This is a genomic window from Bacillus sp. K7 (genome assembly GCF_053903245.1).
Genome location: NZ_CP096406.1, coordinates 47,766 through 59,633, shown reverse-complemented (window position 1 = coordinate 59,633; position 11,868 = coordinate 47,766). Strand labels below are relative to the sequence as shown.

The 11,868-nt window shown below is 42.7% G+C and carries 15 protein-coding genes; all 15 read right to left on the bottom strand.

Going from position 1 to position 11,868, the window contains the following annotated elements; genetic code table 11:
• Positions 1–47: 47 nt before the first annotated feature.
• Entirely contained in the window at positions 48–278 is a 231-nt protein-coding gene (gene fin / locus M1D98_RS00330; RefSeq protein WP_121641687.1) for an anti-sigma-F factor Fin, read from the bottom strand.
• 59 nt (positions 279–337) lie between these two features.
• A complete protein-coding gene (gene pth, locus M1D98_RS00325; protein WP_268526564.1) occupies positions 338–904 on the bottom strand; it encodes an aminoacyl-tRNA hydrolase in 567 nt (188 codons plus the stop codon).
• A 106-nt stretch (positions 905–1,010) separates the two neighbouring features.
• Complete coding sequence (locus tag M1D98_RS00320; RefSeq protein ID WP_129550820.1) at positions 1,011–1,628, bottom strand: 50S ribosomal protein L25/general stress protein Ctc; 618 nt, start codon at positions 1,626–1,628, stop codon at positions 1,011–1,013.
• A gap of 84 nt (positions 1,629–1,712) precedes the next feature.
• Positions 1,713–2,666, bottom strand: coding sequence for a ribose-phosphate diphosphokinase (locus M1D98_RS00315; protein WP_064814082.1), 954 nt, complete (start codon positions 2,664–2,666; stop codon positions 1,713–1,715).
• A gap of 21 nt (positions 2,667–2,687) precedes the next feature.
• Positions 2,688–4,058, bottom strand: a complete 1,371-nt coding sequence (gene glmU / locus M1D98_RS00310) for a bifunctional UDP-N-acetylglucosamine diphosphorylase/glucosamine-1-phosphate N-acetyltransferase GlmU (protein WP_121641684.1) — start codon at positions 4,056–4,058, stop codon at positions 2,688–2,690.
• A 191-nt stretch (positions 4,059–4,249) separates the two neighbouring features.
• Positions 4,250–4,543, bottom strand: coding sequence for a septation regulator SpoVG (gene spoVG / locus M1D98_RS00305; RefSeq protein ID WP_003218346.1), 294 nt, complete (start codon positions 4,541–4,543; stop codon positions 4,250–4,252).
• A gap of 196 nt (positions 4,544–4,739) precedes the next feature.
• Positions 4,740–5,117: a 2-iminobutanoate/2-iminopropanoate deaminase gene (ridA, locus tag M1D98_RS00300; RefSeq protein WP_039076450.1), complete on the bottom strand. Its 378-nt coding sequence runs from the start codon at positions 5,115–5,117 to the stop codon at positions 4,740–4,742.
• Positions 5,114–5,971, bottom strand: a complete 858-nt coding sequence (purR, locus tag M1D98_RS00295) for a pur operon repressor (protein ID WP_121641681.1) — start codon at positions 5,969–5,971, stop codon at positions 5,114–5,116. The genes ridA and purR overlap by 4 nt, the downstream gene beginning before the upstream one ends.
• A gap of 55 nt (positions 5,972–6,026) precedes the next feature.
• The gene (gene ispE / locus M1D98_RS00290) at positions 6,027–6,896 is read right to left on the bottom strand and encodes a 4-(cytidine 5'-diphospho)-2-C-methyl-D-erythritol kinase (RefSeq protein WP_456280210.1); all 870 of its coding nucleotides are present in this window, start codon (positions 6,894–6,896) and stop codon (positions 6,027–6,029) included.
• A gap of 146 nt (positions 6,897–7,042) precedes the next feature.
• Positions 7,043–7,228 (bottom strand): small, acid-soluble spore protein, alpha/beta type, encoded by a 186-nt coding sequence (locus M1D98_RS00285; RefSeq protein ID WP_003218333.1) that lies wholly within the window; start codon positions 7,226–7,228, stop codon positions 7,043–7,045.
• Positions 7,229–7,387: 159 nt separating this feature from the next.
• Complete coding sequence (gene veg, locus M1D98_RS00280; protein WP_003218330.1) at positions 7,388–7,648, bottom strand: biofilm formation stimulator Veg; 261 nt, start codon at positions 7,646–7,648, stop codon at positions 7,388–7,390.
• Between the two features lie 209 nt (positions 7,649–7,857).
• Positions 7,858–8,730 carry a sporulation-specific protease PrtG gene (gene prtG, locus M1D98_RS00275; protein WP_252687964.1) on the bottom strand — a complete coding sequence of 291 codons (873 nt, stop codon included), beginning with the start codon at positions 8,728–8,730 and terminating at the stop codon, positions 7,858–7,860.
• A gap of 160 nt (positions 8,731–8,890) precedes the next feature.
• Entirely contained in the window at positions 8,891–9,769 is an 879-nt protein-coding gene (rsmA, locus tag M1D98_RS00270) for a 16S rRNA (adenine(1518)-N(6)/adenine(1519)-N(6))-dimethyltransferase RsmA (RefSeq protein ID WP_268559224.1), read from the bottom strand.
• Positions 9,762–10,322, bottom strand: a complete 561-nt coding sequence (gene rnmV / locus M1D98_RS00265) for a ribonuclease M5 (protein ID WP_039076455.1) — start codon at positions 10,320–10,322, stop codon at positions 9,762–9,764. The genes rsmA and rnmV overlap by 8 nt, the downstream gene beginning before the upstream one ends.
• Before the next feature lie 144 nt (positions 10,323–10,466).
• On the bottom strand, positions 10,467–11,780 hold the full coding sequence (locus tag M1D98_RS00260) for a ubiquitin-like domain-containing protein (protein ID WP_121641678.1): 1,314 nt from the start codon (positions 11,778–11,780) through the stop codon (positions 10,467–10,469).
• Positions 11,781–11,868: the final 88 nt, after the last annotated feature.

Sequence of the window (11,868 nt, the reverse complement as noted above, 5' to 3'; positions counted from 1 at the left end):
TGTGAGAACAGAAAAACGCTTTGGTCTAGTGTCTACACCAAAGCTTTTTATTGAATAAATGTGTGATGTTCGTGGTAATGCGGATTTCGGTCAAGCGCCTCTTGGCAATCTTCACATATCGTCGATACATGGACATCTCCATTTTCTTTATAAGAAATCATATCGTTTCTTTCTTGGTTTGTTAAGTGCTGAAATCCGAGTGAGTCAGTCGATACCGTGGAAGATTCGAGACTGCCTACTTTCACTCCGCAATGACGACAATAATAATGCAAAGCCATACAAGGGACCTCCTGATGAAAAAGTCATTTTGGTGTAGTATGGGCTTTGTTAATTCATTTTATACCTTTGCGTTAAATTCGTTCATGACTTCCAAAAATGGTTTACTCAGAGAAGCTTCACAAGCCTTCACAGACTTTGCGATCGCTTCACCAATATCAGGTGCCTCCTCCTTGGTGAAAGAGCCTAACACATAGTCAACGACCTTCATACCGTTTACAGGCCGGCCGATTCCAATGCGGATACGGTCAAACTCGGATGTTCCAAGATGCTGGATCAGTGATTTGATGCCATTGTGCCCTCCGGCGCTTCCTTTTGTTCTTAAACGGATCTTGCCAGCCGGAAGATCGAGATCGTCGTAAATGACTGTTACATCATCATTTTCGACATCATAATAGTCCATTAAAGGCCGCAAACATTCTCCTGATAAATTCATATATGTAAGCGGTTTAACGAGTAGAACCTTTTTGCCGCAAACAAATCCGGTTCCGTATAATCCATTAAATTTATTTTGATTCAGCTCAATATTCCATTCCTTTGCAAGCTGATCTATCACCATAAATCCGACATTATGCCGTGTGTTTTCATAGTTCTTCCCCGGGTTTCCGAGACCGGCGATCACAAGCATGGCGAATCCTCCCTTAGTCACATAAACTCCCGTCTGCATAGCGGGCTATAATTCTTCTCATTCTAGCACAAAAGACGTAACCGCGGGAGGGTTACGCCTTAAGCTGCTATTGTTCTTTGTTTTCACCTTCAGGCTGGGCATCGGCAGATTCCTCTTCATCTATCTCAGCTGCTTCCTGCTGTTGCGGAGGAAGGATAGAAGCCACGACTTCATCTGATTCATGATGAAAGGAATAGTCATCGCCAGCAGGCAAATCCGCAATCGTCAGTACTTCATTTACATCGAGGTTTGAAATATCAGCCTCTATCGTTTGCGGAATGGCTTTTGGCTTAGCCTTTACAGTAAGTGCATACAGCGGCTGCTGCAATACGCCTCCGTTTTTCACTCCAATGGCTTCTCCGGTCAGATGGATCGGAACTTCCACCTCAATGTCTTCACTCATATTGACCACTTGAAAGTCAGCGTGCGTGATTTCATTTTTCAGCGGGTCCGTTTGCAGGTCTGTTACCATGACAGAATGTTTCTCTCCGCTGACGTCAAGCGTGAGGACTGTGTTTTTCCCTTCGTCCCTCAGCGTTTTGATCAGCTCCACACTGTCTAATGATACAGGTTTGTTTCCCGTGTCTTTCCCATATATGATACCTGGAACATGTCCTGAAGTACGGATATTCCGAAGAGACGAACGAGTAAAGTCCGTTCTTTCTTTTGCCGTTAAAGTTGCCATATTCAGCACCATCCTATTATCGTTTTATTGTCCTATTACAAACAATACCCATAACGACAAGGATCTAAACCTTTAAAAATCGATTTAGCTGAAGAGATAGCTGACTGATTGCTGCTCATGAACACGAATAATGGCTTCAGCCAGAAGCGGTCCGACTGAAAGCTGCTTAAACCGTTCAATTTTCTTTTCTTCAGGAAGCTTGATGCTGTTTGTCACAACAAGCTCTTTGATTGTTGAGTTATTAATCCGTTCAACAGCAGGGCCTGAAAGCACAGGATGTGTACAGCATGCATATACTTCTTTCGCCCCGTTTTCAACGAGCGCATTGGCAGCAAGTGTAATGGTGCCTGCAGTATCAATAATGTCATCGATCAGGATAGCGGTCTTCCCTTCGATATTACCTACAATATTCATGACTTCCGCCACGTTTGGACGAGGACGGCGTTTATCGATAATCGCAATCGGCGCTTTTAGTCGGTCAGCCAGTTTGCGGGCGCGTGTCACACCGCCGTGGTCTGGTGAAACAATGACGATATCTTCAAGGTTTTTGCCCTCAAAATATTCTCCTAAAATCGGAACACCCATTAAGTGGTCAATCGGTATATCAAAGAATCCTTGGATTTGCGGCGCATGCAGATCAAGTGCAATTACGCGAGTAGCACCGGCTGTTTCAAGCAGGTTTGCGAAAAGTTTTGCTGTGATTGGCTCACGGGATCTCGCTTTTCTGTCTTGGCGCGCATAACCGTAATAAGGAATCACGATGTTAATCGTTTTTGCAGAAGCGCGTTTTAACGCGTCTACCATAATCAGCAGTTCCATAATATGCTCGTTAACAGGGGCACTTGTAGACTGGATGATATAACAATCACATCCGCGAATACTTTCTTCGATATTAATTTGGACTTCCCCGTCACTAAATCTTGTGACAGAACATTTTCCCAACTGAACTCCAACTATATCTGCGATTTCTTTTGCAAGCTCTGGATTCGAATTCAAAGAAAAAATCTTTAAATTCTTATCTCCGTATTGATTAGACATGGTAAACCTCCGAATTTAGGATTAATTTTTATGAATTTTTTTCACATAATCGTCTTTATTTACTTGTCTCGCTCTGGCAATAGCAAGCGCTTTTCCAGGTACATCTTCCGTAACAGTTGAACCTGCCGCCACATAAGCGCCTTCTCCGACTGTGACAGGGGCAACCAAGTTGGAGTTGCAGCCGATAAACGCGCCGTCTTCAATTTTTGTCAAATATTTATTCTTTCCATCATAATTGACAGTTATTGAACCGCAGCCCAGGTTTACATCTGTGCCTACCTCAGCATCACCGACATAGCTTAAATGAGAAGCCTTGCTTCGGTCTCCGAATTGAGTCTTTTTGATTTCAACAAAATTCCCGATCTTCACTTCATTCCCGATGACAGAATCAGGTCTGATGTGAGCAAAAGGTCCTATGTTTACATCATTCCCCACTTTACTGTGATTGACTACCGATTGTTTAATAACCGTACGGCTGCCAATGGAACTATTCATGATCTCCGTATGAGGTCCGATAATCGTATCTTCTCCGATTTGCACCTCACCTTTCAACACAGTCCCAGGATAAATCACAGTATCGCTTCCGATGACAGCGTCAGGAGAAATATACGTGTTCAACGGATCAATCAGCGTTACGCCATTTTGCATATGCCGTTTATTAATACGCTCTTTCATAAATTGTTCTGCCTGAGAAAGAGCGACTCTATCATTAACTCCGAGCGTTTCTTGGAAATTACCAGTCTGGTAAGCGGCAACAGTTTCGCCTTCGTTTTTAAGAATTTCTATGACATCCGGCAAATAATACTCACCTTGAGCATTGTCATTAGACACCTGATCAATGGCCCGGAATAACGCTTCATTGTCAAAACAATACGTACCAGTATTGATCTCGGTTACAAGACGTTCTTCTTCAGAGGCGTCCTTGTGCTCAACGATTTTTTGAACCGCTCCGTTTTCGCCGCGAATAATACGGCCGTATCCGGTTGGATCTTCTGCAACCGCAGTTAAAATCGTCGCTTTCGCTTCTCTTTGTGTATGTTCTTTCACCATCTGTTCCATTGTCTCTGCTGTTAAAAGAGGCGTATCTCCGCAAATGACAATTGTGACGCCTTTTTCGTCAGCAAGAAATGGCTGTGCCTGTTTTACAGCATGAGCAGTGCCAAGCTGTTCTGCTTGAAGCGCGTACTCGCTTTTATCACCAAGCTGCTTTTTCACTTCTTCCGCACCATGTCCGACAATCGTGACAAGCTTCGATAAAGATAGCTTTAAGGCTTCGTCCACGACGTGTTCTACCATAGGCTTACCGCAAACTGGATGAAGGACTTTATAAAGCTTTGATTTCATTCTCGTTCCTTGTCCAGCCGCTAAAACAACTGCATACCGCTTATCCATTTATTGGCCTCCAATATCCCTTTTATCCATAGAAAAATATATCCTAAATATCTTCTGATTTCAAGGAGACTTGATGATGTGCAAGAATTTTCTATCGAGTGCAATTAAGTTTGAAAAATCAGAATTAAAAAAGGACCGCCGGCAAAAGGCTTTTGTCAGCCCTTTCAGCAGTCCTTGCTTTTGGTTATTTTTTAAGAAGCTCCAGCTTCTTCGAATTCTAATGCTTCAGTGTCACCCAGACGATGATACTCATTTAACACGGCATCTTGAATCTTACCTCGCGTGCTTGAATTAATAGGATGAGCGATATCGCGGAACTCTCCATCAGGGGTGCGTTTACTCGGCATCGCAACGAAAAGACCATTGTTTCCATCAATCACACGAATGTCATGAACAACAAATTCGTGATCCAGCGTGATGGATGCAATCGCTCTCATGCGACCATCGGTATTCACGCGGCGTAATCTTACGTCAGTAACTTCCACAGTAGTTCACCACCTTTTCCCTATATAAAAGCATTAGTGTATCAATTCCACGATTCTTTCTGAAATCCTTCTCGTTTTTAAAATATTTTTTGAAAAAATAGGATATAGTTACACAATTAGGTCATAACGCTTTTATTTCGGGCATAAGGTAAATAAAAAAGTGATTCCGAGGTTCACCCAGAATCACTTTTTATTATTATTTCACCAATGCAATAACTTCGATCTCAACTAGCGCATCCTTCGGCAATCTCGCAACTTCCACACAAGATCTTGCCGGTTTGTGCGTGTCAAAATATTGCCCGTACACTTCGTTTACTTCCGCAAACTGTTCCATGTCCGCGATAAATACAGTTGCTTTTACAACTGTTTCTAAAGAAGCACCTGCTTCTTCCAGCACCGCTTTTAAGTTACTGAATACTTGATGTGTCTGCTCCTTAATATCTCCGTTCACCATTTCTCCTGAAGGAGTCAAAGGGATTTGGCCTGAGCTGTAAAACATATTATTTACAATCATCCCTTGTGAATAAGGCCCGATTGCCGCTGGGGCATGCTTTGTATGGACTGCTTTTGTCATGATTCTGTCTCTCCATTCTTTAAAAGATTCTCTTTAAAAAAACGCAGAAAATTGCCATTCTGAATTTCAATGGACTTCTCTTTCATGTTAATGGTTGAAAGAGTAAGAAGTGACATATATTCATCAACAAGACGTTCATTTACTCCTTCGGCTTCAACCAAGACGCCGATTCCTGCCACATTTGCGTTAAACTCATCCAACAGGCTAATCATGCCATTAATGGTGCCGCCCGCTTTCATAAAGTCATCAATAATGAGTACGTTTGAGCCTGTTTTCATGCTTCTTTTCGCAAGTGACATTGTTTGAATGCGGTTTGAGGAGCCTGAGACGTAATTAATGCTGACTGTAGAGCCTTCTGTTACCTTGTTATCTTTGCGAACGATGACGACAGGCACATTCAGATAGCTCGCAGCTGCGTATGCCAGAGGGATGCCTTTGGTGGCAACGGTCATGACAACATCAATTTCGCGGTCTGCAAACACAGAAGCAAACAGCTTCCCTACCTTGGAGAGTACAGATGGTTTTCCTAAGATATCCGTTAAATATACATAACCGCCCGGAAGGATACGCTCAGGATTTGCCAGCGACTGTCCAAGTGTCTGCACAAACTCTTCAGCTTCAGCCTGCTTCATTTTCGGTATATATTTGACGCCCCCGGCAGCGCCGGGAACAGTAAGCAAAGTACCAATCCCCTGCTGCTCAAAGGTTTGCTTAATAATTGTTAAATCTTCACTGATCGATGATTTTGCAGATTCATACCGCTCTGAAAAAAAGGTTAGCGGTATTAACTCGTGCGGATGGGTTAACAAGTAATTTGTTAAGTCCACCAATCTGCCGCTGCGACGAAACTTCATGAACTTACCCCCAAAATCCGAATATTTTAAGATCAATATAACTTAACATACGGATTTAATCAAGAGCGTTCTGTTCGCTGATCATTCTCACCGCATAAACCTGATCACAGAAGCCTCTTAACCCGTTATAAATTCTCTGCACCTTCGACTCATACTGAACCAGCCCAAACACTGTCGGGCCGCTCCCGCTCATTAGCACGGCATCTGCCCCAAAGCGTTTCATCTGGTTTTTGATCATGGCAACTTCAGGATGCATATCAAGCGTAACAGATTCAAGCACATTGCCTAAACGGCTGCACATCTTTTGAAAATTCTTTTCCTCTATAGCCTCAATCATGCCATGAACATCGGGATGCTCTACATCATTCAGCTTCAGCTGTCTATACACTTCAGCAGTTGAAACACCGATTGTCGGCTTCGCTAAAATGACCCAGCAGTGGGGTGGCGTGCTGATATGTTTAATTTTCTCGCCGCGGCCTGTTGCCAGTGCCGTTCCGCCATAGACACAAAATGAAACGTCAGAGCCAATTTCCGCTCCAAGCTCAGCAAGCGTTTCTGCAGAAAGATTTAAATTCCACAGTCTGTTCAGCCCTCTAAGCGTTGCTGCCGCATCACTGCTTCCGCCGGCAAGACCGGCAGCCACCGGAATCACCTTCGTAATCATGATGGAAACTCCCTTTTTTACGTTGTATCTGTCCTTGATCAGCTTGGCAGCCTGATAAGCTAAGTTTCTTTGATCGTCGGGCACAAAACGGTTATGAGAAGAGACCCTCACTTCATCCTCTGCCAGCTCCGTCAATTCAATCCGATCCGCTAAATCAATCGTCGTCATGATCATTTCGACTTCGTGATAGCCATCCGGGCGTTTTCGGGTGACATCAAGTGACAAATTGATCTTCGCTGGCGCTTTTTCTAAAATACGCATAGCTTTCACCTACTTCTCCATCTAAACATAAGTATGAACATTGTATCACATTTGAAGTGCAGGATGAACATATCCATATTGCAGCCCATTACGTATTTATATCCAAAATAAAAACCGGGGAACAGCACGTCCCCCGGGTCACATCCTTATCGGTTATTCTGATTCTGAGCCATTTGCTGTTCAGCGATTTCAATGGCGCGCTTTACCATGTTACCGGCATCGCGGGCGCGAATTTCGCCCCAGCCGCCATTTTTCACTGTGTCATAAAAACCAAGGTCTTTAGCCAGCTCATATTTAAACTCATCTGACATAACTCCACGACGTCTGCCCAAACGAAACAACCCCTTTTTTAGAAGTGATAGCCATTCGTGCACGCCACGATAAATATGTGACTGTTTTATCTTTTGTTATATCAGGCGGAACTTTCGTCATAATTACTGGAAACCAAAAAAGGCAAAACAAAAAGCAGTAAACAAAAGGTTCACTGCCCGTTAAAATGCCACTGAGCTTGCGGCGTCATCATTAAATGTCAACTCAACAGTCTCAGTCAAAATATCAGCATAACTGTATGAAACTCTTTCAAACGAATTCTCGTCTTGATCTAGTTGTATCACAAAAACAGAAGGGTACGTCTCAGCTAAAATGCCCGAACGCTCAATTGTTTTTCGGCGGCCACCGTTTGCTTTTAACGTCAGCCTTTTACCTAAATTCCCATCAAGCGATCTTTTAATATCGGACAACGTCTTCGCCATTGCATCCACCTCACTACATTTATTGTACAACACGAGCCCATTTTTGTCAAATAAAATTTAAATTATATCAACGTTAATAAGACGTTGTCAACAAAATTATTTTGACAAAATTCTATGATTCCTCAATTATTTTCCGCAAGTTTCGGTAAAATATGTATCATTATGTAAAATAAAAAACCCGCATAGTTTCCTATGCAGGTATTCATTTGTTAATTTGACTTATAAGGCATTCCAATTCTCAGCACTCCTCGTGTTTCTATACCTCCAAGCCCTTTCTCTCTTGTCAGCGTATTACGGAGCACTTCCCATACATTGATTCGTTCCATAAACGGCGTAAAACTGATTTTCGCAACGATATACACCGGATCAAGCGCATGAATGTTAACTCTTGATGGTGAACTCGCGAAATTCGCCCCCGCCTTTATCAGCGATTCAAAGTGAGATTGGCAGGCCCCGGCAAAAATAACAAGCTGATCTAAGTGAGGGATTTTTTTTCGTGCGTTTTGAACCGTTTCAACAAAATGCTTTGAATGTCTGTACGCGTTCAAATCATCAATGTTGCCCTTTTGCTTTGAGTACGCATCATGACCTGTTATCACCAAGATATCAGGTCGATATTTGTCGAGTAATTCTTCAATAGAAGCAGACATTTTCTTTTCATGACAATGGATGCCATAGACCGGCACTCCAATTTTCTTATAGACACTCAGGCATTTTTTCAGATATGCTTCATCCCCGTCCAAATGAAGCACTTTGCCCGGCATATGAAAATAATGCTCCTCATGCTGATACTGGCTTGTCGCATAGTACTCCTGCTTTTCTCTGAGCAGCTTATAATCCTGGCGGAGCAATTCGAGCGATTCATTCATTCTGCTCTCATCTTTCTTTTTCCGCATCATTTGCTCATCTTTTTTTACTGCTACAAGATCAGAAATATCCGCATCAGCAATCAGCCTGACTTCATCACCATGCAAAATAGCGATTGAATTTCCTTTGCTTGTTTGCTCTATTCCTATAATGCGAAACAAAACATCCATTTGATAGGATTTTCTGGCTACCATATCTCCTATTTGAAATTGCAAGTTCCTCACTCCACACATAGACTAAGCCTCATCATGAAAGAAAGAGCCTTGAGAAAGCGCCTTTTTTCGCTGAGTCCAAGTTTTTCTTCTCATTGAATGAAAGGTCCTTCTCTAGCCTATGTAGCGGCAGTCCAAGTGGTGCGCAAAACAAAAAGCCCTTTTAGAAAAGGGCTTTATACAATCCATTAGATAGCGCTGCAAACTCCTCAATAGACAGGGATTCTCCACGGCGCTTACCGTCAATATTTATCTCTTCCAGCACTTGTTCAATCACTGGCTTTTGCGCTTTTCCTTCAGGCAGGTTATTGACTAAGTTATTGAGCAGCGTTTTCCGGCGCTGAGCAAAGCTTGCCTTGATTAACTGAAAGAAAAATGCCTCGTTTTCCACGTCCACTGCCGGGCCGTCGCGGAGAATCAGCCGAATGACTGCGGAATCAACATTAGGCTGAGGAACAAACACAGTTTTCGGAACGGTCATCACCGTTTTGGCTTCAGTATAAAATTGCACTGCGATTGAAAGCGAGCCGTATTCCTTAGATGAAGGGTCTGCCGCCATGCGCTCTGCCACTTCTTTTTGCAGCATGACCACAATGCCTTTCAGCGGAAGATGTTCTTCAAGCAATTTCATGATAATCGGCGTTGTCACATAATAAGGAAGATTGGCTACAACCATGATCTCATCACAGCCTTGAAATTGTTCTTCAATAACTGATTTGACATCAGCCTTTAATACGTCCTGATGAATGATGGTGACATTGTCGTAAGGAGACAGCGTATCCTTTAAAATAGGCAATAATCGCTGGTCAATTTCAAATGCCGCGACCTTTTTTGCCCGCTTGGCGAGCTGCTCGGTCAAAGCCCCGATTCCCGGGCCGATTTCAATGACCCCTGTTTTCTCCGTCACTTCCGCGTGATCGACAATTCTGTCTAAAATGTTCGTATCAATTAAGAAATTCTGTCCTAAGCTCTTTTTAAAAGAAAAACCGTATTTTTTCAGTATCTCTTTGGTTCTTATCGGTGTCGCAATATCTTTATTCATTCTGTTCCTCCCGCATAACGGTATCGAGCGCACTCATAAAATCACTTTTTTTAATTTGAAACATTTGCAGCCGTTTTTGAAGCTGTTTGCCATTTGTATAGCCGATTTTCAACAGATCGCCCAGACGTTCGCGGCGGCGTTTGGCCGCAGATCCGCCAATCAGCCCTGCATGGATCAGATCCTCAGCTGAGATGTCACTCGGCTGGGCTTCCATTTCTTCATGCACGTTTTCTAAACATGCCCTAATGCTTTCAATCGATGCGTGCTCCACACCGATTCCCCGCTTGTTTTTAGGTTTGGCAAGATGCTTTGGCAAAAATGCATGCTTGCAGCCGGATACAGCCTCTGAAATGGTTTTGCGAATCTTCTCTCCCGGAAAGTCCGGGTCCGTTAAAATAATGACGCCTCTGGTCTTCTGGGCCAACCTGATTTGGTCAATCACATGAGCATCGATGGCTGAACCATTTGTTTCAATTGTGTCTGCATCAACAGCCAATTTGATGCGGGCCGTATCGTCACGTCCCTCGACCACAATAATCTCTTTAATTTTCATTATTGCCTCCAAAACAAAATAAAAACTTTTGTATATTTATGAAACTTTTTCTTATCTCGAGCGTCTAATAAACAGAAAATACACTTTGTTTATTATAACGAAAAAAACAGAGGGCGCAAAACCCTCTGAATACATAAGTATATATTAATTTAAAATTTTAATTTTGACTGTTTTATTTCCCCATCGGTACGCTGATGATTTTTCTGGGAAAAAGACGTCTATTTTGTTCCCTTTAATCGCTGAACCAGTATCTGCAGCAATCGCATATCCATAGCCTTCAACGTGGACTTTGGTGCCTAGCGGAATGACATTGGGATCTACAGCGATGACTTTCGCATTCGGATTATTTTTTAAATTAACGCCTGTAGCTGTATGACCTGAACAACCGCTGCAGCTTGCCGTATAAGCCGTAGATGAAACAGTCATGACTTTGCCAGTTGATTCATTGCTGCGGGACACAACTGTTTTTGAATCACCAGAAGCACTGACCTTTTCAACTTTTGGACTGCTTTGCTTCGTGCCGACAGCAATCACTTTATCCTTGCTTTGTTCAGCCGTTTCTTCTTTTACAAGCTCTCTGGACACTTCTTTGCCGTTTTCTTTAACGACTTCGAAATGTTTTTTAAGCTTGCCTTCTTTTCCTTTTTGGACGACTTTTTCTTCCCCTTTTTCAAGAGAAGCGTCTTCTTGCTTTTTCACATCGAACGCGATTTTCTCTTCAACTACATCGGTGACCTTTTCGATACGAGTAATTGTAATATCAGCCTTTCCTTTCGTCAGCTTTGCATCTAACGCAGGCTTGATTTTATCTTCGTCTTTTATGTTCATCTTTTGCTGTTTTAAAAAGTCAGCGACGGTAGTCGAAGTCGTCCAGATCTTCTTTTGTTTTCCTGCATCATTCACAGTCACCTGGAATGCGGGCTCTATGTTAATCTGCATGTCTTTCGAAATATCTGTATCTATTGCGGGATCAATTTGATCGTGTTCTTTCACATCAACATCTTGTTCGTCCAGTAATGCACCGACCGTTTTTGCTGTTGACCATAATGTCTTTTCTTTCCCGTTTATTGTAAGCTTGACAGGTTTTGCAGCCTCATACACAACGTCCATATCTGCTGTGATCTTTGTCTGTTTAGCAGGTGTGATCTTGTCTTCGTCTCTTGTCTCTATATCAAGCGTCTCCAAAAGATCACCGACTGTTTTTGCATGTGTGCGTATATGTTTCTTTTTGCCATTGATAGAAACTGAGACTGATTGTTTCGTCAGCTCATGAGCCGCGTACGCAGTCCCGCTTCCTGCCAAAAGCAAACAAGCAGCAACCAGAATGACTTTGCTTTTGCTAAGCTTTACGGAAAACAGCTTTTTCATTTTTTGTGTGATGAAAAACGCCTCCTTCTCCTCGGAGAGATTATATAGAGTATCTAAAAGGCTGTCAACCCTCCTCTCTCTTTCTCCCAAAAGCCCAGTGTCTTCTTCATTATCCTGAAATACACTGAGAAACGGAAGAAAGACTTGTCGACAAACCTATCCTATGAGGAGAAGAAAG